Here is an 18,959-nt window from a genome sequence, read left to right on the forward strand (position 1 = left end):
AGGGCTTTTGCCCTTTTATCTATTCTCACAAACCTCTTTTACTGTCTTTATAAGTCTTTCCATTAAATTTACCCTGTTTAAAACAGTTATAAGATAATATCCGTCCACCAGATCATAGATCTCATTTGCTATCTCTTTTGACATTGAAAGTGCGATCTCTTCGGCTTCTTCCCTTTCTTTGCCTATATACTTTTCCACGATATCATCAGTAATATATATACCGTTCACTTCACTTTGCATATATCTGGCGTTTCTCTCACTTACGATAGGAATGATTCCACCCATTATCTTAACATCAAGATTCTCTCTGGCTTCTTTAAGATTATCAATAGCTCTTTTTGTCAAAACCGGCTGAGTAAAGAGTACCTTTACACCATTTTCTTGTTTTCTTTTTGCTTTTCTAAGCTCTGCACTGAAGTTCTTGGAATTTACATTTAAAGCACCACAGATATTCATAGGGCTTTCAAATACTTCATCATTCAAAGAATTGATAAAGTTTGCAAACTTCACTGAATTAAACTCAAATACGGATCTGATCTCATCTCTTTGAGCATTCGGTATCGGATCTCCTGTAATTACAAGTACATTGTCAACTCCCATTGCGCTTGCACCAAGTAAGAGTCCCTTTGCAGCATTTACATTTCTGTCTCTGCAAGTCATATGTGGAAGCACATCAAAGTCAAGTTCATTTCTGACTTTACACGCAAGCAAACAGCTGTCCATCCTTGCTCTTGCTATAGGATTATCCGCTATGGTTACTATATCCGCACCTGCCGATTTTAATTTTGCTGCATTGTCTATAAACTTGGAAACATTGGTATCTATCGGTGAATCAAGTTCTACAGCTATAGGTTTTTGTCCGGATATAAGCTTTTGCTCAAACCTGTTTAATCTTACATTCTGTGAGACATTCTTTTCTTTCTTTACAGATTTTCTCGGCTTTATAAGCATTCCGCTCATGCTCTTTTTTAAAAGCTCTATATGTTTCGGAGTTGTTCCGCAACATCCTCCAACCACATTTACACCCATATCAAGAATATCTTCTATCTGAGCCGCAAAATAATTTGCCAATGATCCGTAGTATATTTTATTGTCTCTTACTATAGGATATCCGGCATTCGGCATAGCTGCAAGGTATAATCCTTCAGTGTCCACATCCTTTAAAAGCTTTGCCATATGATTTGCACCTGAAACACAGTTAAGTCCCACTCCGTCAAAAAAGCCGGACTCACAGATTTCTTTAAACATTGTTTTATAATAATAACCTTCACTTGAATAACCGTCAGGCATTACTGCAAAGGATGCTATTATAAAAGCTTCAGGTGATTTTTCCTTAATGTACTCACCTATAGATTTCAAACCGATGGAACTGTTTCTTGTCTCGAAGTAAAAGTTATTTATGCCTTTTTCAAGGAATATATCCGCAATGATTTTATATTCTTCAAATGCCGCGCTGTTGCTGTCGGCATTTATTGAAGCCATATCCGCAAATACATATGCTCTGTCTTTTGCAACCTCAAGCGCTATATCTATCCCTGAAAGTATCACTTTTTTTTGCAAATCTCTATCACCTAAGAATGCATCTATACCTGTAGAAAAGGTATTTGTGAGTATCGCCTTTGCTCCTGCTTCAATATACTCATTATGTATACCCTTTATAAGCTCAGGATTTTTAATGTTGGCAAGTTCACATCCGATACCGTCATCTGTAAGCTCATCATAGTATGTTCCCATTGCTCCGTCAAAGAGCAATATATTGTTCTTTAAATAATCTCTAATATTTTCCATAATTTATCATCCTAAAACTGTCTTTGCAATGTCAACTGAACTTCTGGCATCAGGCGCATAGAAGTCTGCACCCATCTCATCCGCATATTCTTTTGTCAGTACGGCACCGCCTACCCATACTTTACAATCATTTGACACTTTTCTAATCTCTTCAATAGTCTTTTTCATAGCCGGCAATGTGGTAGTCATAAGAGCTGAAAGTCCTACAAGTTTTACATCCTCTCTTATTACCGTATCCACCACTTTTTGAATATCCACATCTCTTCCAAGATCGATCATTCTGTAACCGTAGTTTTCTAAGATTACCTTTACTATATTTTTTCCTATATCATGTATATCGCCTTTTACGGTACATACAACTATCTTACCCTTGCTGACATTGTGCTCACCCTTGTTTGCTATTCTTTCTTTGATAAGCTCAAAGGCGGAGCTGGCAGCATTGGCGGCATTGATAAGCTGTGGGAGGAATATTACCTGCTTTTCATATAAATCTCCCACCGTATCAAGTGCCGGTATAAGGTATTCGTTTATTATTTCAAGCTCTCCGTGATCTTCCAAAAGCTTCTTTGCATTATTATAAGTCTCTTCCTTAAGTCCTTTTAATATTGCATCCTGCACAACTTCTTTTGTAACTTCACCATTGTCGGATACCGCTACAACCTTTGTCTCAACCTTTGCAGTTGCAAATCTGTCAATATATTTTACAGAGTCCTTATCCTCGCCTGAAAGTACCTTAAATGAGTATATTGCGTTCATAATGCCTTCAATATTCGGATTTACTATAGGCAGATCAAGTCCTGCATACATTGCCTGTATCAGGAAATTCTCTGTAATATGACTTCTTGCAGGAAGTCCGAAAGAAATATTGCTGACACCAAGGGTTGTATGTAATCCAAGCTCCTTTGTTACTCTTCTTACAGCCTCAAGTGTCTCTTTTGCCTGATCCTGCTGTGCGGAAACTGTAAGTGTAAGGCAGTCAATTATAACATCCTCTTTCTTTAAGCCGTATTCAAGTGCCTTATCAAGTATATGCTTTGCATTATCAACTCTTTCCTGTGCTGTTGTAGGTATACCGTTCTCATTTAGAGCCAGTCCTATAACCGCCGCACCATACTTTTTAACGATAGGAAGTATCAGATCAAGTCTCTCATCTTCGGCATTTACAGAGTTTACTATAGCTCTACCATTGTATACACGAAGTCCGGCTTCTATTGCCTCAGGATTTGATGAATCTATCTGCAAAGGAATATTAACCACAGACTGTACCGCCTTTACAGCCTCGATCATAAGTGCAACTTCATCACCACCCGGAACACCTACATTGATATCCAGAATATCAGCTCCTGACTCTTCTTCCTCTATTGCAACCTTACATATATATTCCATCTCATGGTTTAAAAGTGCTTCCTGGAATCTTTTCTTTCCTGTAGGATTTAATCTCTCACCCACAACTCTTACACCGTTAAGCTCCACCATTTCATTGCCTGAACATATACCTGTTTTTGCCTTTGTAGGCTTTAACTCTGGGAACTCTCTGTTATCAAATGCTGATTTTAATTCACTGATATATTCAGGAGATGTGCCACAGCATCCGCCTGCATAATCTATACCTATTTCACCAAAATCCGCCATCAGATCCGCAAAATCACTTGCAAGCAGATCATATTCTCCTGTTGAAGGATTTGGAAGACCTGCATTTGGCTTTATTATTATAGGCAGATTAGTCCATTCTTTAAGCTTCTTTGCAAGGGGCAGTATTTCCTTCGGTCCAAGTGAGCAGTTAAAGCCTACAGCATCCACTCCCAGTCCTTCAAGTGTCACAGCCATTGATTCTATCTTTGTGCCCGTAAAGGTTCTTCCTGTAGTCTCATAAGTCATTGTAACCCAAACAGGAAGCTTTGTATTTTCCTTTGCGGCAAGCACACCTGCTCTTACATCATAAAGATCTGTAAATGTCTCAAATATAATAACATCGGCTCCGTATTTTTCACCTGCTGTTACCATTTCCTTATATATTTCATAGGCGTCCTCAAATCTAAGCACACCAAGCGGCTCCAAAAGCTCTCCTATAGGTCCGATATCAAGAGCTATCTTTACATCCCTTTTACTCTCCGCTATTGCTTCCTTTGCAGACTTAATTGCAGTCTCTACAGCTGTATCCACATCTATCTTACAGCCTTCAAGTTTATGTGCATTTGCACCGAATGTATTTGTATATATTACATTACTGCCGGATTCTATATATTTTAAATGTATGTTTTTTACTATATCGGGATTGTCAAATCCGAATACCTCAGGATGTTCTCCGGCCTTCATACCTGCAGCCTGAAGCATTGTTCCCATTGCACCGTCAAGTATCAATAATTTATGCATAACATCTGACTCCTATCTTTCTGTATCTGCAGGATTTTAAAAGATTGCATCCTGCGCAGGTCTTTTTTAATGTCTCCAATTTTTGATCGCTGACTCCTATTATGGCGGTTACCGACTTTCTTGGTAACATTATTCCGCTGTCACTGACATTTACTCCTATTCTTCTTGTCGCATTGACCACATTTACAAACTGCCTTTGTATGGTTATAGGCAAATCACCGTAACCCGGCGAAAATCTGAATGTCAGATAGTTATTTTCCTTTAAATACTGCTCTCTAAATCCTGCTTCTATACTGTCACACACAGCCTCTATAAGTGTTGAACCGCATGAATCCATAATAAGGGCATTTGCTACATTCTTAAGTTCTTCTTTTCTTATGGCATTGTCAACTCCGACTCCGATTGTAGCCGCCATCAAAATAAGCTTATGGCAATCTTTTATATGCTTTTTTATACTGTTTCCCACAAAAAAGTCAAGCTCCGCCGGAAATTCTCCCTTGTTTTCAAGATCCCATTCTCTGAAAACAAAATTCGGCTTTGCTACGGCATTTATTTTATCCATGCATTCGAGCACCTGTGCATGTAGGTTTTCATCTATTTCTTTACCGTTGTGTTGAAGATACCTAAGTACCTCCGATTCATCCTCCGGTGTAAGTTTTACATCTATATTAAACATTTCTCTTCTCCCTAACATATATATTAAAAGTCTGTCGACTTGTTTCGTTTTACTATAGTAAGATAATTTATAAAAAAAGTAAAGTTTTACATTATACATATATCTTATAACCGGTTATGTAAATGATGTAAGAAAATTTTAAGTGGCATTTTTCTTTATATATGTTAGAATATCATATGTAAATTCTGTATTTACATATGATTTGGGGATGTACCGGTTTCGACAGGGAACATGCAGCTGGTGAAGCTATTCGTATGCAATGCGTTAAATGGCAAAATTAAATATAAACGCTGAAAATAATTTAGCATACGCTGCCTAAGGCAGTTGCAGACCTGTAAGCACTCACACTTACAGAATCTGTATCGACTTATGTGAGAAACCTTATATACAAAGCTTTGAGTATATAGATGTATCATGAAGCTACTCTTTCCTACAGTTTGTTGTTTGACTGTTTTAAAGGGGAATTTTGACAAGCAACTATAATAGTAGAAGAACAGGGAATTGTTCTTTGGACACGGGTTCAACTCCCGTCATCTCCATCTTAGAAAGTCTTGATTTTCAAGGCTTTTTTTATTTCAATTTTATTTCAACATCTTTGTAATCGAACTTTTGTTTGCATTTTAATCGAACATATGTTAGGATAGTAGTAGAATTATATCTGAAAAACAAAGGAGATTCGATGGATACATTAACACAAAAACAGGAAGAAATATATAATGTTATCAAGGATTCTATCTTAAGTAAGGGATATCCGCCGTCTGTTCGTGAAATCGGAGAACTTGTGGGACTGAAGTCCACATCTTCAGTACATGCCCATTTAAACACTCTTGAGAAAAAGGGATTTATAAGAAAGGATCCTACTAAACCGAGAACCATAGAAATTACAGATGATACTTTCAATCTGACACGTAGAGAAGTGGTCAATGTGCCGATGGTCGGCACTGTTGCCGCAGGTATGCCTATACTGGCCACAGAAAATATTACGGACTATTTCCCTATTCCAAGTGAATTTCTGCCAAATACCGATATATTTATGCTGAGAGTCAAAGGTGAATCTATGATCAATGTCGGCATACATGATGGCGATCAGATTATTGTATCCAAGCAAAATACGGCAAAAAACGGCGATATTATCGTAGCTTTGGTTGAGGATTCAGCTACTGTAAAGACATTCTATAAAGAGAAAAATTTCTATCGACTCCAACCTGAGAACGATTCTATGGAACCTATTTTGGTAAAAGAGGTTACTATTCTCGGAAAGGTTATCGGATTGTTCAGATTTATGTAAAAAATGGCTGCTACATATGTAGCAGCCATTAAAAATATTAAGTTCAGATTATCTTGATCCTGCTTCTTTAACCTTAGCAGCCTTACCGACTCTGTCACGAAGATAATATAATTTAGCTCTTCTAACTTTACCTTTTCTTACAACTTCTACTCTGTCAACAGATGGAGAATGTAATGGCCAAGTCTTCTCAACACCGATACCGTTTGAGTTCTTTCTAACTGTGAAAGTCTCTCTTGCACCACCGTTTTGTCTCTTGAGAACTGTTCCTTCAAATATCTGGATTCTCTCTCTGTTACCCTCGCGGATCTTGTTGTGTACTCTTACTGTATCACCTACACTAAAGTCATCAACACTTGCCTTAAGCTGTTCTGCCTCAATACTTCTTATTAAATCGTTCATGTGAAACCTCCTATTATTTTGATGTTCTTAAAATTTCTTCCAGAGGACCATCGCCTTATTCACAACTACAGTATTGTATCATATGTTCTTTTACAAAGCAATAGATATTCTCGCTCAAATGTTTTTAAATAATCATCTGTTTAGTTTATTTTTTATATAGGATGGATAATATGACCCTTCTCATACTGTATTATTTTATTATTACATTATTCTTTATAAAACTTTACAATTATATTTATAGTATTTACTATGTCATATTTTTTTGTTAAAATCTTCTCGAATTTAACAAAATGGTACATGTATGTTTGATTTCTCTAACAAGCTTACATGTAAAAATACCATTATCTTGAAAGGAGTATTTTTATGAGTACTTTACAAAGTAAAAATATTGTCACATGTATAATTTTATCTATCGTAACATGTGGTATCTACGGTCTTTATTGGCTTTATTGCATCGCAACTGATATCAATGCAATATCAGACGATCCTAATGCAATGTCACCTGTACTTGTTATTGTTCTCAGTTTTGTTACTTGCGGACTTTTCTTCTTATACTGGGTTTATAAATCAGGTACTATTTTGGATCAGAAGATGGTAGAGACAGGAAGAACAGCAGAAAGCCGTCCTATTCTTTATGTTGTACTTGCATTCTTCGGTCTTGCAATTGTAACATATGCTTTAATGCAGGATTCTATCAATAAGCTTGCAGAAAGCGACAGCAACAAGTCTCCATTCTAATATGCAAGACAGAATTAAAAGAGTAATAAAAAATACCATTGCAATTTCTTGCCTTGGTATTTTTTTATATATACTGTATTTTATTCATATCCGTATCCCATGCGCGTTTAAGACTATAACTCATTTGGATTGTCCAAGCTGTGGGGTCAGCAGAATGTGTGTATCACTTTCTCACGGTGATATAAGGTCCGCTTTTTACTATAATCAGATACTTGTATTTCTTTTTCCTTTAATCGTAATCTACTATATTTTTTATCAATTACGATATATAAAAACCGGGCAAAGAAAAATAAGTAAATTTGAAAACAATATCATGATTGTTATAATTGTTATATTATTAATATATGGAGTAATAAGGAATCTTCCTTTTTATCCGTACAGACTACCATAAAAAGTCGGGAAAACCCGACTTTTTTATATTTCACCGTCTCTGAACTTTTGAATCATTTCATGTCCTACGCTTATATGGAAAGGCAGTACAGGTACATCTTCCCTCTCAAACCACCTTGCTTCGGATAACTCTTCTTCCTGCAATGTGATCGTGTCATCTCCGTCCAAATCTGCAATAAATGCAAGCATGATGGTATCTGAAAACGACCATGGTTGTGATTTATAAGGTCTTATATTTTTTACCTTAAGTCCGACCTCTTCTTTTACTTCTCTGGCAACAGCTTCTTCAAGTGTTTCACCTACCTCAACAAAGCCTGCAACTAATGCATAATATTTATAAGTACCTTTTGCATTCTTTGTAAGAAGCAGTTTGTTTCCGTTTCTGATCGCTACTATAACTGCAGGAGATATCTTAGGGTATTCTATGTTCTTACACTTCGGGCAAATCAATGCCCTTTCAGTCGCAGACTTTTCAGTCTTTGTACCACAGTATCCGCAATATTTTCTGCTCTGCATCCATCTGTATACCTGTGAAGCACTTACACTTGCAAAAGCCTGATAACGAGGCTCAAACTCACGCAAAGCTTGTATGCCCTCCATATAGAATCCGCCAAACTCAGGAATACTTATATCATCTACCAGATAAAATTCCTCATCATCTACAGAGTTTACATAGTAGGATTTTTCATATATATTTTCATCTTCGTCTTCCAAATCTTCAAATCTCGGAATACTCAATGCTCCTGTCAATGCATCCTTTATAAGCATTATCTTATTGTACTCAAAATGTAAAACAAATGATTTTTTATTATTTTCCTTTGTGGCTTTCTTTCTCCTATATTCAGGATAAAATACTTTCGGATATATTTCCTGTATCATACTACTCTTTCTTTACTGCTTAAATCTATAACTCCTGATAATTATACTTTTGTAACAGCTCGTATCTCATATCCCATAGCTTCTGTGAAAGGTCCACATATGTCTCATGAGGATATGCAAGTCTCTTTGACTCATCCCAAAGGGTATCAAGCTCTTTTTTACAAAATTCTCTTAATTCCATTACCGAAGGGGATTTGTATACACATTCACCTTTTTTAAATATCGGTACCAAGAGTTCCTTAGTCTCAAATGAACCTGCATTAAGCTTTGTTCTCTTCCATGTCTCAACCGGATCAAAGAGCATAAGCGACTCGTCTGTAGACAGATTCTCCTCTTCCAAACAGATATAATCGGCTATTATCTTGCCTGTCTTTTTATTGTAAATTCTGTATATTTTCTTATTTCCCGGATTTGTTATCTTCTCGGCATTCTCTGACAGTTTTATCTTAGGAATAAACTCTCCTGTTTTTTCATTCATAACTGCCGCAAGCTTATATACTCCTCCAAATGCCGGACAATCCTTTGATGTAATTAGGTTGGTACCTACACCCCATCTGTTGATTGTGGCGCCCTGCAATTTCAATGAAGATATAATATTCTCGTCCAAATCATTTGAAGCCGATATAACCGCATCCTCAAAGCCTGCTTCATCAAGCATCTCCTTGGCTCTCTTTGAAAGGTATGCAAGGTCTCCGCTGTCGAGTCTGATACCGTAATTCTTTAGAGGTATACCGGCAGCCCTCATCTCCTTAAATACAGTTATAGCATTCGGTACGCCTGATTTTAGGGTATCATATGTATCTACCAAAAGTGTACATGCTGTCGGGAAAGTCTTTGCATAGGTTCTGAATGCTGAAAGCTCATCAGGGAAACTCATTATCCAGCTGTGAGCATGTGTTCCAAGTATCGGTACGTCAAACATTCTTCCGCAGAGAACATTACTTGTTCCTACACAACCTCCTATCACAGCCGCTCTTGCGCCGTAGATACCTGCATCAGGTCCCTGTGCCCTTCTGAGTCCGAACTCCATTACTCCGTCACCGTCTGCGGCCAAAACCACTCTGGCGGCTTTTGTCGCTATAAGTGACTGGTGATTTATGATATTTAAAAGTGCTGTCTCTATAAGCTGTGCCTGCATTATAGGTGCAATGACCTTTACAAGCGGTTCTCTTGGGAATATAACACTTCCCTCAGGTATAGCATAGATATCACCTGTAAATTTAAAATCTCTGAGGTACTCAAGGAAATCATCTCTAAAAAGCTTTGTCTTTCTGAGATATTCAATATCTTCATCGTCAAAATGCAAATTTTCAATATAATCTATCACCTGATCAAGTCCTGCACAGATAGCATATCCGTTTTTATTCGGATTTGATCTGTAGAACATATCAAAGATAACCGTTTCGTTTACATTATTTTCCAAATGGTAGCCCTGCATCATTGTAAGTTCATACAAGTCAGTCAACAGTGTCAAATTTCTTTTTTCCATTATTCTATTCCATCCTTTTTTCCGGCAACTACACAAGCCTTATCTCTATCAATCTATGCTTTATTTAATGTATTGTCAAGCTAATTAATTTTAATCTAAGATAAATCAATTGTTTTCATTAAACAATATAAGTCCGCCCTTGCGTTTATGCCCTGTATTCCACAGCTCTTTAAAGTCAAACCATCTGTAACTTCCATAGCTTACAACTTTAACCATAAATTTTTTGCCGTCTTCCTCATATCCTGTAAGTAAGAACCAATGCCACACGAAATCTTTGAATTTCGGATTTTTATGCATCAGTACAAGCATGGGTATCGGCATTTTTTTATCTATCTGAGATTTTACAATCTTAACAGCATCCTCGATATCATTATCACCTGAAAACTCAGACAAACTTATACTGTGTTCATCAATATCTTCCAAGAAATCACTTATACCGTCAACATATATCTCAAGTCTGTCTATGCCTGTCCACCTTGGCCTCAGATAAGGCTTTACATCATTTGAAAAATCCACATAATCAAGTGAGTTCACATTCTCTATATGATATGGGTAGAGATTATCTTTACCCAAATACTTTCTCATATAAACAAAGCTGTCACAGGCTGTAACACAGGCGCATCCGCCCTTATTCATCCACAGATTTTTGAAATCTTCCTGATTCCATCCGTATTTTCCGTCAATATAAAAATAATCCAGTTCTTTTTTCATATTCTCTCTAAAATTTTGGAGCAATATAATACAACAGTACTACATTGCTCCATATTAAAAACTATAAATCTTCTTCACCAAGCAGGTCTTCAAACTCTTCTTCATCAAGAAGCTCGTCAAAAGCATCTGCAACTATCTCATATTCTTCATCGGTCTCTATATTGGTAAGCTCAGGCTGTCCGTCCTCGGTCTCCGAGTATCTGTAAAGATATACAGTCCCCTCATCATTGTCATCCTCAGGCATTACCGCAATATACTCTCTGTCTCCGGCACTGAAAATGTTGAGCACAACACATTCAAGTACAGTATCATCCTCAAGTGTTATAGATACTGAAACATTACCTTCTTCCACTATACCGTTTTCAAATAAATTCTTATCGTCCATAGTTCTCCTTTATTTTACTTGACTGTTAAGGAAGTTTAAAACTTCCTGTTTATCATTACTTATTTGGTTTTTTAATTCCTCAAGACTGGCGAATTTCATCTCAGGTCTTATATATTTATAAAGATATACCTCTATTTCTCTGCCGTAAAGGTTTGCTTCAAAGTTATACAAGTATGTCTCGACTCTTGAAATATGATTTTTTTTATCATTTTCAATACTTGGATTTGATCCGACATTTGTAAGTCCGAGATAAAGAGTATCATCATCACCGATTCTTACTCTGGATGCATAAACTCCATACTTGGGCAGATGCTTCTGGTTTGAAGGGAAAATATTTAAGGTCGGAAAACCTATGGTCGCCCCTATCTTATTTCCCTCCTCAACAACTCCGCTTATAGAATATATTCCTCCAAGAAGCTTATTTGCTTCTTCCATATCGCCCTCATCAAGCTTTGATCTTATAAGTGTTGAGCTTATATCATTATGGAAATCATCCTTTTCCTTTTCAATTATCTTTACATCATATCCCAAAGTCTTTGACAATCTGTTCAAAAGCTCAACATTTCCGCTCTTTTTATATCCAAAAGCCGCATCAGCTCCTGCAACTATCACAGCCATACCCAGTTTTTTTATAAGAATATCTGTCAAAAACTCTTCACCTGACAGCTTTGCAATGTCCATATCAAAAGGATATTCTATATAATAATCAATTCCAAGTTCTTCCAATTTTTTTTGTCTTTCCACATTTGTAAATATCTGTGTGGTATGATTATTTCTTACAATATTTGACGGTAAAGTTTTGAAAGAAAAAACTACAGTCTTTAAACCCTTTTTATTAGCCTCTTCCTTCAGTGTTCTGAATAATTTTCTGTGTCCCCTATGCTCACCGTCAAATTTCCCTATGGCAACAGCTGTTCTCTCTGTTATCTTTATGTCTGTAGTATTTATAAATGTAATCACATTATCACCTATCTATAAAAACATCTTGAATGGCTTTAATTCATCCGATTCTTTTTTATATATTGCAATAAATATGTCATTAGAATCATAGACTCTATATAAGTCACTGTCTTCAAAATCTTTTTCAAATTTTAATTTATTTCCGTTATGCAGATATTTATCAAAGTCAGGGGAGGTATTTATTTTGGGCAGGAAGGAAAAATACTCTTCCACGCTCATTATCCTCTTATCTATATTATCTCTCTCTGATTCCAGTTGTTTTAGGGTAATGGCCCCGTCTATATCAAATCTGTCCACTCTCTTTCTGACAAGAGACTCCATACAACCGCCTACCGAAAGTTTTTCTCCTATATCATGGCATAATGTTCTGATATAAGTTCCCTTAGATACTTTGGCCGTAAACTTTACTCTCGGCAAATCCATATCAATTATATCAATATTGAAAATTTCAACTTTTCTCGGTTCTCTCTTTACTTCCTTGCCTTCTCTTGCCAGATCGACAAGCTTTTTTCCGCCTACTTTTAATGCCGAATACATAGGTGGAAGCTGCATATACTCTCCAAGAAATGAATTTATTACCTCTTTAACTTCATCCTCGGTCAAATGTGAAGTGTCTTTTTTTTCCGAAATTTTTCCTGAAGTATCCTGTGTATCTGTAGACACTCCTAAAAGCAGTACCGCCTCGTATTCTTTTGACTTATCGGTTAACATATCCGACAATACGGTAGCATTACCTAACAATACCGGAAGTACACCGACAGCATCCGGGTCCAATGTTCCCGAATGCCCGATTTTCTTTTGCTTAAGAACTCCTCTCATTTTTGCTACAACATCATGAGATGTGAATCCTTTTTCTTTGAATATATTTATTATTCCGTTATAAGCATTCTTAGCCATTCAATTCTTTCTCAATCATAGGCAATAGTGTGTTTTTTAAAATTTCATCGGCCTTGCCGTACACTGTAGCACCGGCGGCTCTGATATGACCGCCTCCACCAAGTGCAGCCGCAATACTGCTGACGTTTTTATTTATAGAACGCAAACTTACTTTGTATTCATCTTTAGCGGTCTCATACATAAATAATGCAATCTCCACACCGTCTATATTTCTCAGATTGTCTATGATTCCATCCATTTTCTTTTTATCTGAAATATACTTACTCCAGGTATCATAATCCAGAACACCGTAGCAGCACTTACCGTCAAATTCCAATTTTGCATTTGTAAGTACCAGTCCCAAAAGTTTGCTTGCATTAAAATCTTTTTTAAAATATGTATCATCTATGATTTTTGTGAAATCAAAACCTTTTGAAATCAGCTCTCCGGCTATATCCATGGTTTCCTTTGTGGTGGATTGATATTTAAACACTCCGGAATCATGGACTATACCTGTATATAAGCATTTTGCAGTCTCTACACTTACTTTATCACTATCCAGCAAAGTGTACAAGAGTTCACAAGTAGAACTTCTGAAATCTTCCACTATATTAAATTTTGCAAACTTTGTATTGGTGATATGATGGTCTATGCATATGCTTTGTGCGGCACTCTCAAGCATTACACCTCTGCTTCCAAGTCTTTCTCTGTCTGACGCATCTAAAGAAACAAGTAAGTCGGCCTCCATAAACGGGTCCTCACTTATCAGCTCAAACCCGTTCATAAATGAAAACTTCATTGAAGGCTTTTCAAGGCATACTTTTACATTCTTATCTTCAAAATTTTCTGTTATATAGTTATACAATCCCAAGGTGGATCCTGTACAGTCTCCGTCAGGGCTTACATGACCTGTTATAGCTATATTTTTTGCATTTTCAATAAGCTCTATTAGTTTATTCATTGCCCTTCTCATCTTTTTTTATTACTTCATCTATCAGCTTATCCATTTTCATGCCGTAAGCCAATGACTCATCCAAAACAAATTTTAATTCAGGAGTATTTCTTAAGTTTAATCTTCTTGCAAGTTCTTTTCTTATAAATCCTGAAGAAGATTTAAGACCTTGTAATGTCTTCTTTGACTGCTCATCATCACCCAATACGCTGACATAAATTGTTGCGTATTTTAAGTCTGTGGTAACTTCCGCATCTGTTACACTTGTCATAGGTGCGACTCTTGGGTCCTTTACATCACCTCTTATGATTTCAGATACTGTCTTCATTACCTCCGAGTTGATCATAGTAGACTTTAAACTGTTCTTTCTCATACATTCCTTTCTTTATTATGATCTTGGAACCTCTACCATAGCATATGCTTCTACCTGGTCAAATTCCTTAATATCATTGAACTTTTCAAATACAAGACCGCATTCATATCCGGTTGCAACTTCCTTAACATCATCCTTGAATCTCTTAAGTGATGCAAGATTTCCGTCAAAGATCTGCTCTCCGTCTCTTGTAATTCTTACCTTACAGCCTCTTACAAACTTACCGTCAAGCACATAGCTTCCCGCGATATTGCCTACGCCTGAAGCCTTAAAGATCTGTCTGATTTCAGCATGTCCGATAACCTTCTCCTCATAGATAGGCTCAAGCATACCCTTCATAGCGCTCTCTATATCTTCAATTGCCTGATAGATTACTCTGTAAAGTCTAAGGTCTACATTTTCTCTTTCCGCTGTAGCCTTTGCCATCTGATCCGGCTTTACATTAAATCCGATAATAATCGCATTACTTGCAGCCGCAAGTACAACGTCACTCTCGTTAATTGCACCTACACCGCCATGGATTACCTTTACGGCAACTTCTTCATTTGAAAGTTTTGTAAGTGACTGCTTTACAGCCTCTACAGAACCCTGAACGTCAGCCTTCACAACTATAGGAAGTTCCTTGACATTTCCCGCCTTAATCTGACTGAAGAGATCGTCAAGTGAAAGCTTGGCCTTTGTATCTTCGATAAGCTTATTCTTGCTCTCCGAGATAAATGTAGCCGCAAATGCCTTTGCTTCCTTATCGTTTTCTGTAGCTACAAATACTTCACCGGCATTCGGTACGCTGTCAAGTCCCAAAATCTCAACAGGTGTTGAAGGTCCTGCCGACTTTACCTTAACTCCCTTATCATTCATCATGGCACGAACCTTACCTGAACATGATCCTGCCGCTATGAAATCTCCTACATGAAGTGTACCCTTTTGAACAAGTATTCTCGCTACAGGTCCCTTACCCTTGTCAAGCTCCGCCTCTATTACAAGACCTCTTGCTTTTCTGTTAGGATTTGCCTTAAGCTCCTTTACTTCCGCTGTAAGTATTACCATCTCCAAGAGATTTGATATACCGTCACCGTTCTTTGCAGATACAGGTACGAAAATTGTGGAACCGCCCCAATCTTCAGGTATAAGCTCATACTCTGAAAGCTCCTGCTTTACCTTGTCAATATTTGCGGCCGGTCTGTCTATCTTATTGATAGCAACTATTATTTCAACTCCTGCCGCCTTTGCATGGTTTATAGCCTCTACAGTCTGCGGCATTACACCGTCATCTGCAGCTACTACAAGTATTGCAATATCTGTAGCCTGTGCACCACGCATACGCATTGCTGTAAACGCCTCATGTCCCGGTGTATCAAGGAATGTTATAGGTTCTCCGTTTATTTTTACCATATAGGCACCGATATGCTGTGTAATACCTCCGGCCTCTCTGCTGGTAACATTAGTTTTTCTTATAGCATCAAGAAGTGATGTTTTACCGTGATCGACATGGCCCATTACAACCACTACAGGCGGTCTTGACACCAAAGTCTCTTCAGGATCCTCAGCCTCCGCCAAAAGCTCTCCGATAACATCTACCTTCTCCTCCATAGTACAGATTACATCATACTCAAGAGCAATCTCTTCAGCCTGCTCGAAAGTAAGCTCCGTATTAAGTGTAACTATCTGGCCTTTTAAGAAAAGCTTCTTTACAATTGTTGACGGCTGAAGCTTAAGCTTTGAAGCAAACTCCTTGATTGTAATTGTCTCAGGAATGATGATTTCTTTGATATCATCCTGTACCTCTTCAACCTTTTGCTTTACAGGCATTATAAACGGATGCTTGCTCACCTTGCCCTTTGCAGGACCGTCCTCGGTTCTGTGCTTCTTATCGTTCTTGTTATTATTTTTGAAATTATTCTTATTAACTCTGTTGGAAGTTTTCTTTCCTAAACCGTCAAGTACAGGAACTCCTGCTGCAGCATCATTTTTCTTAAATCCCTGCTGCTTGTTGTTTCCGAAACTTCTGCCTGTATTCTCATCCTTGGAGAAATCCTTATTTCTGTCATTTCTGTTGTTTCTGTCATTTGAACCCTGGAAGTTTTTATTGTCTTTTCCGGCAAAGTTTCTGTTTCTGTCATTATTTCCGGCACCGTCTCTGCCCTTTGAGTTTCTGTCGTTCTTAAAGTTTCCCTTTTGGTCCTTATCTTTATTAAAAGGCTTTTTATCTCTGTTTTGCGGACGGGAATCCTTACCTCTTGCCTTATCTCTTTCTTCTCTTTCTTTGAAGATATTTCTTATAGGCTGAGCACTTTCCTTAGCCTTTTTAGCGGCTTCCATCTCCGCATATACATTTCTAGGTTTAGCAGGCTCTGCACTCTCTAAAACCGGAGCTTGTGCCTTCTTCTCCTCTGTAGCAACAGGTGTTTTACTCTCTACATTTGCTACAGGCTCTTTTGCTGTAACAACTTCCTCTGTCTTTACAGTCTCAACCGCCTTTTCTTCTTTCTTTATTTCTTTTGAAATATCGGATTTTGAAACATCGGTCTTCTTCTCTTCAGTAGCCTTCTTTTGAGGCTGCTTTGCTGCTTCCGCATCCTTTTTTGTATTCTTCTTAGGAGCTGCGGCTGTTTTTGAACCCGACTTTTTTGCAGGCATCTGCTGTGCATTCTGCGGTCTGAATACTACAACCTTTTTCTTAGGCGCTTCCTCCTTCTTTGTTTCCGATACTTCCTGTGTAGTCTCTACCGTTCTGTTGTTTTCCATATTTTCTTTATTATTATTCACTACTTTATTTCCATCTATTTTATTGAATTTTTCTCTAAGCATTTTTTCTTCATCAGCTGATATATTTGACATGGCCACCTTTGATATGCCTTTCTCCTTCAAATATGCTGTCAACTCATTATTATTTTTGCCTAATTCTTTTGCCAGATCGTTTACTCTCAATTATCATTCCTCCGTGATTTTTAATATTGCATTTTTAAATCCGTCCTCAGTTAATGTTATTGATGATCTAAGCCCTTTGCCCAAAATCATTCCCAAATCTTCCTTTGTGGAATATATTAATATAGGAACATGATAAAATTTACATTTATCTTCAAATTTCTTCTTCGTGTTTTCAGATGCGTCCGATGCTATTATTACCAGCCTCGCTTTACCGGATTTTATGCACTTTTCAACCGAAAACTCTCCCGACACCACTTTACCTGCTTTCATAGCAAGTCCGATTAAATTTAATATCCTATCTCTTGCCAAGTTCCGCCATCTCCTCACTAAGCTTTAATAAAACATCATTATCAACATTCATCTTAAATGCTCTGTTAAGTCCCTTGGTCTTTATTGCTTTTTGCAGACAATCTATATTATTGCATATATAAGCACCTCTTCCGTTTGCTCTGCCGGTGCTGTCTAAAAGCATCTCTCCTTCAGGTGTCCTTACTATTCGTATCAATTCTTTTTTAGGCTTTGACTCATTACATCCGATGCATTTTCTTTGAGGTGTTTTATTCTTCAATGTCGTTGTCATCTTTTGTTTCTGCCTCAGCATCAAATTCTTCAGTATCCGGTGTATATCCCTCGTCAACAGGCATATCATCAGACATATCTTCACTGCCGTCCAAAGAATCAAATACTCCCATTTCTCTTGCCTGGCTCTCACTCTTTATATCTATCTTATATCCTGTAAGTCTGGCTGCAAGTCTTGCATTCTGTCCTTCCTTACCGATAGCAAGTGAAAGCTGATAATCAGGAACTATTACATCAGCTTCTTTTGTTTCTTCATCCGCCACAACAGCAATTACTTTTGCAGGTGAAAGTGCATTCTCTATCAAGTATCCCGGATTTTCATCCCAGTTTACTATATCGACTTTCTCTCCTCTAAGCTCTTCCACCACAGCATTTACTCTGACACCGTCAACACCTACACAGGCACCTACAGGGTCAATATCAGCTTCATGGCTGCATACGGCAATCTTTGTTCTTGATCCGGCCTCTCTTGAGATTGACTTTATCTCTACCACTCCGTCTCTGATTTCAGGTACTTCAGACTCGAAAAGTCTCTTTACAAATTCGGGATGTGTTCTTGATACAGATATTCTCGGTCCCTTGGGATTGTCCTTTACCTCCAACACAAACACCTTCAATCTGTCTCCGAGTTTTAATTCTTCTCCTTTTACCTGCTCACTCTCTGCAAGCACGGCATCTATTCTGCCGAGATTGATTGCAATATTCTTACCCATAAATCTTGTAACAACACCGCTTACTATATCTCTTTCTTTCATATAGTAGTCGTTGAATATCACTTTTCTCTCTTCTTCTCTTATCTTTTGTAAGATAACATTTTTGGCAACTCCTGCGGCTATTCTTCCGAATTCCTTTGAAATAACCGGTACAAGTACTGTATCACCGATGCTTAAATTAGGATTTTGCATTCTGGCATCTGCAAGTGATATCTTTGTTGCCTTGTCTTCTATAGTAGGCTTGCTGCCCAAAGTCTCTACAACTTCTTTTGCCTGTATTATGGAATAATCACATGTGTTAGGATTTACACTTACCTTTACATTATCCGCTGTTCCGAAATTGTTTTTACATGCGGAAATTAAAGAGTTCTCAATAGCTTCCAAAATTGCCGCCTTACTTATATTTTTCTCTTTTTCCAGGAGATCAAGTGCCTCCAGTAATTCCTTATTCATCCTTAGTAT

At 37.5% G+C, this 18,959-nt stretch carries 19 protein-coding genes and 1 other RNA gene; 4 read left to right on the forward strand and 16 right to left on the reverse strand.

Translation table 11 applies throughout. The features are described 5' to 3' along the window. Positions 1 to 15 precede the first annotated feature (15 nt). The 3 genes from HMPREF1140_RS02370 to HMPREF1140_RS02380 are packed head-to-tail and all read right to left on the reverse strand — an operon-like array spanning position 16 to position 4,837. Positions 16 to 1,788 (reverse strand): bifunctional homocysteine S-methyltransferase/methylenetetrahydrofolate reductase, encoded by a 1,773-nt coding sequence (locus tag HMPREF1140_RS02370; protein WP_009662339.1) that lies wholly within the window; start codon positions 1,786 to 1,788, stop codon positions 16 to 18. A 6-nt stretch (positions 1,789 to 1,794) separates the two neighbouring features. Then, positions 1,795 to 4,161: a homocysteine S-methyltransferase family protein gene (locus HMPREF1140_RS02375; RefSeq protein WP_009662353.1), complete on the reverse strand. Its 2,367-nt coding sequence runs from the start codon at positions 4,159 to 4,161 to the stop codon at positions 1,795 to 1,797. Further along, positions 4,154 to 4,837: a vitamin B12 dependent-methionine synthase activation domain-containing protein gene (locus HMPREF1140_RS02380; RefSeq protein ID WP_009662321.1), complete on the reverse strand. Its 684-nt coding sequence runs from the start codon at positions 4,835 to 4,837 to the stop codon at positions 4,154 to 4,156. The genes HMPREF1140_RS02375 and HMPREF1140_RS02380 overlap by 8 nt, the downstream gene beginning before the upstream one ends. Positions 4,838 to 5,041: 204 nt before the next feature. On the opposite strand from HMPREF1140_RS02380, the gene ssrA reads away from it, so the two are divergent. Both ssrA and lexA read left to right on the forward strand, forming a co-directional pair. Then, positions 5,042 to 5,379, forward strand: a transfer-messenger RNA (tmRNA) gene (gene ssrA, locus HMPREF1140_RS13180). A 137-nt stretch (positions 5,380 to 5,516) separates the two neighbouring features. After that, positions 5,517 to 6,125 carry a transcriptional repressor LexA gene (gene lexA, locus HMPREF1140_RS02385; protein ID WP_007593087.1) on the forward strand — a complete coding sequence of 203 codons (609 nt, stop codon included), beginning with the start codon at positions 5,517 to 5,519 and terminating at the stop codon, positions 6,123 to 6,125. Positions 6,126 to 6,173: 48 nt separating this feature from the next. Here lexA and rplS read toward each other — a convergent pair whose 3' ends face one another. Next, a complete protein-coding gene (gene rplS / locus HMPREF1140_RS02390) occupies positions 6,174 to 6,524 on the reverse strand; it encodes a 50S ribosomal protein L19 (protein WP_007593088.1) in 351 nt (116 codons plus the stop codon). 363 nt (positions 6,525 to 6,887) lie between these two features. Between rplS and HMPREF1140_RS02395 the strand changes: the two genes are divergently transcribed. After that, a complete protein-coding gene (locus tag HMPREF1140_RS02395) occupies positions 6,888 to 7,262 on the forward strand; it encodes a DUF4234 domain-containing protein (protein WP_009662328.1) in 375 nt (124 codons plus the stop codon). Position 7,263: 1 nt separating this feature from the next. Beyond that, entirely contained in the window at positions 7,264 to 7,653 is a 390-nt protein-coding gene (locus HMPREF1140_RS14005) for a DUF2752 domain-containing protein (protein ID WP_035619758.1), read from the forward strand. Positions 7,654 to 7,676: 23 nt separating this feature from the next. On the opposite strand, the gene nudC is transcribed toward HMPREF1140_RS14005, so the two are convergent. From nudC to nusA, 12 genes are all read right to left on the reverse strand, one after another. Continuing rightward, positions 7,677 to 8,531, reverse strand: a complete 855-nt coding sequence (gene nudC, locus HMPREF1140_RS02405; protein ID WP_009662351.1) for an NAD(+) diphosphatase — start codon at positions 8,529 to 8,531, stop codon at positions 7,677 to 7,679. Between the two features lie 25 nt (positions 8,532 to 8,556). Then, the gene (locus HMPREF1140_RS02410) at positions 8,557 to 10,020 is read right to left on the reverse strand and encodes a nicotinate phosphoribosyltransferase (RefSeq protein ID WP_009662376.1); all 1,464 of its coding nucleotides are present in this window, start codon (positions 10,018 to 10,020) and stop codon (positions 8,557 to 8,559) included. A 105-nt stretch (positions 10,021 to 10,125) separates the two neighbouring features. Next, positions 10,126 to 10,731, reverse strand: a complete 606-nt coding sequence (locus HMPREF1140_RS02415) for a hypothetical protein (protein ID WP_009662369.1) — start codon at positions 10,729 to 10,731, stop codon at positions 10,126 to 10,128. Between the two features lie 61 nt (positions 10,732 to 10,792). Further along, entirely contained in the window at positions 10,793 to 11,116 is a 324-nt protein-coding gene (locus HMPREF1140_RS02420) for a DUF1292 domain-containing protein (RefSeq protein WP_009662326.1), read from the reverse strand. Between the two features lie 9 nt (positions 11,117 to 11,125). Beyond that, complete coding sequence (locus HMPREF1140_RS02425; RefSeq protein WP_009662362.1) at positions 11,126 to 12,076, reverse strand: bifunctional riboflavin kinase/FAD synthetase; 951 nt, start codon at positions 12,074 to 12,076, stop codon at positions 11,126 to 11,128. 12 nt (positions 12,077 to 12,088) lie between these two features. Then, positions 12,089 to 12,973, reverse strand: a complete 885-nt coding sequence (truB, locus tag HMPREF1140_RS02430) for a tRNA pseudouridine(55) synthase TruB (RefSeq protein WP_009662318.1) — start codon at positions 12,971 to 12,973, stop codon at positions 12,089 to 12,091. After that, positions 12,966 to 13,913, reverse strand: a complete 948-nt coding sequence (locus tag HMPREF1140_RS02435; RefSeq protein WP_009662327.1) for a DHH family phosphoesterase — start codon at positions 13,911 to 13,913, stop codon at positions 12,966 to 12,968. Before HMPREF1140_RS02435 ends, truB begins: the two co-directional genes overlap by 8 nt. After that, positions 13,906 to 14,277 (reverse strand): 30S ribosome-binding factor RbfA, encoded by a 372-nt coding sequence (rbfA, locus tag HMPREF1140_RS02440; RefSeq protein WP_007593104.1) that lies wholly within the window; start codon positions 14,275 to 14,277, stop codon positions 13,906 to 13,908. The genes HMPREF1140_RS02435 and rbfA overlap by 8 nt, the downstream gene beginning before the upstream one ends. Positions 14,278 to 14,292: 15 nt before the next feature. Beyond that, positions 14,293 to 17,205: a translation initiation factor IF-2 gene (infB, locus tag HMPREF1140_RS02445; protein WP_009662340.1), complete on the reverse strand. Its 2,913-nt coding sequence runs from the start codon at positions 17,203 to 17,205 to the stop codon at positions 14,293 to 14,295. A gap of 3 nt (positions 17,206 to 17,208) precedes the next feature. Continuing rightward, positions 17,209 to 17,514, reverse strand: a complete 306-nt coding sequence (locus HMPREF1140_RS02450; protein ID WP_007593108.1) for a L7Ae/L30e/S12e/Gadd45 family ribosomal protein — start codon at positions 17,512 to 17,514, stop codon at positions 17,209 to 17,211. Continuing rightward, a complete protein-coding gene (gene rnpM, locus HMPREF1140_RS02455; protein ID WP_034212993.1) occupies positions 17,501 to 17,785 on the reverse strand; it encodes an RNase P modulator RnpM in 285 nt (94 codons plus the stop codon). The genes HMPREF1140_RS02450 and rnpM overlap by 14 nt, the downstream gene beginning before the upstream one ends. Beyond that, the gene (gene nusA, locus HMPREF1140_RS02460; protein ID WP_009662348.1) at positions 17,763 to 18,950 is read right to left on the reverse strand and encodes a transcription termination factor NusA; all 1,188 of its coding nucleotides are present in this window, start codon (positions 18,948 to 18,950) and stop codon (positions 17,763 to 17,765) included. Before nusA ends, rnpM begins: the two co-directional genes overlap by 23 nt. Positions 18,951 to 18,959 lie beyond the last annotated feature (9 nt).

This window comes from Lachnoanaerobaculum sp. ICM7 (genome assembly GCF_000287675.1).
In the GTDB taxonomy this organism is placed as follows: Bacteria; Bacillota; Clostridia; order Lachnospirales; family Lachnospiraceae; genus Lachnoanaerobaculum.

What these genes read in the sequence shown, in the direction of transcription:
- HMPREF1140_RS02370 (WP_009662339.1), bottom strand. Translation starts at nt 1,788, where the DNA reads ATGGAAAATATTAGAGATTATTTAAAGAACAATATATTGCTCTTTGAC.
- HMPREF1140_RS02435 (WP_009662327.1), bottom strand. Translation starts at nt 13,913, where the DNA reads ATGAATAAACTAATAGAGCTTATTGAAAATGCAAAAAATATAGCTATA.
- rnpM (WP_034212993.1), bottom strand. Translation starts at nt 17,785, where the DNA reads ATGACAACGACATTGAAGAATAAAACACCTCAAAGAAAATGCATCGGA.
- HMPREF1140_RS02410 (WP_009662376.1), bottom strand. Translation starts at nt 10,020, where the DNA reads ATGGAAAAAAGAAATTTGACACTGTTGACTGACTTGTATGAACTTACA.
- HMPREF1140_RS02375 (WP_009662353.1), bottom strand. Translation starts at nt 4,161, where the DNA reads ATGCATAAATTATTGATACTTGACGGTGCAATGGGAACAATGCTTCAG.
- HMPREF1140_RS02395 (WP_009662328.1), top strand. Translation starts at nt 6,888, where the DNA reads ATGAGTACTTTACAAAGTAAAAATATTGTCACATGTATAATTTTATCT.
- HMPREF1140_RS02420 (WP_009662326.1), bottom strand. Translation starts at nt 11,116, where the DNA reads ATGGACGATAAGAATTTATTTGAAAACGGTATAGTGGAAGAAGGTAAT.
- HMPREF1140_RS02415 (WP_009662369.1), bottom strand. Translation starts at nt 10,731, where the DNA reads ATGAAAAAAGAACTGGATTATTTTTATATTGACGGAAAATACGGATGG.
- truB (WP_009662318.1), bottom strand. Translation starts at nt 12,973, where the DNA reads ATGGCTAAGAATGCTTATAACGGAATAATAAATATATTCAAAGAAAAA.
- rbfA (WP_007593104.1), bottom strand. Translation starts at nt 14,277, where the DNA reads ATGAGAAAGAACAGTTTAAAGTCTACTATGATCAACTCGGAGGTAATG.
- nudC (WP_009662351.1), bottom strand. Translation starts at nt 8,531, where the DNA reads ATGATACAGGAAATATATCCGAAAGTATTTTATCCTGAATATAGGAGA.
- HMPREF1140_RS02380 (WP_009662321.1), bottom strand. Translation starts at nt 4,837, where the DNA reads ATGTTTAATATAGATGTAAAACTTACACCGGAGGATGAATCGGAGGTA.
- nusA (WP_009662348.1), bottom strand. Translation starts at nt 18,950, where the DNA reads ATGAATAAGGAATTACTGGAGGCACTTGATCTCCTGGAAAAAGAGAAA.
- rplS (WP_007593088.1), bottom strand. Translation starts at nt 6,524, where the DNA reads ATGAACGATTTAATAAGAAGTATTGAGGCAGAACAGCTTAAGGCAAGT.
- lexA (WP_007593087.1), top strand. Translation starts at nt 5,517, where the DNA reads ATGGATACATTAACACAAAAACAGGAAGAAATATATAATGTTATCAAG.
- HMPREF1140_RS14005 (WP_035619758.1), top strand. Translation starts at nt 7,264, where the DNA reads ATGCAAGACAGAATTAAAAGAGTAATAAAAAATACCATTGCAATTTCT.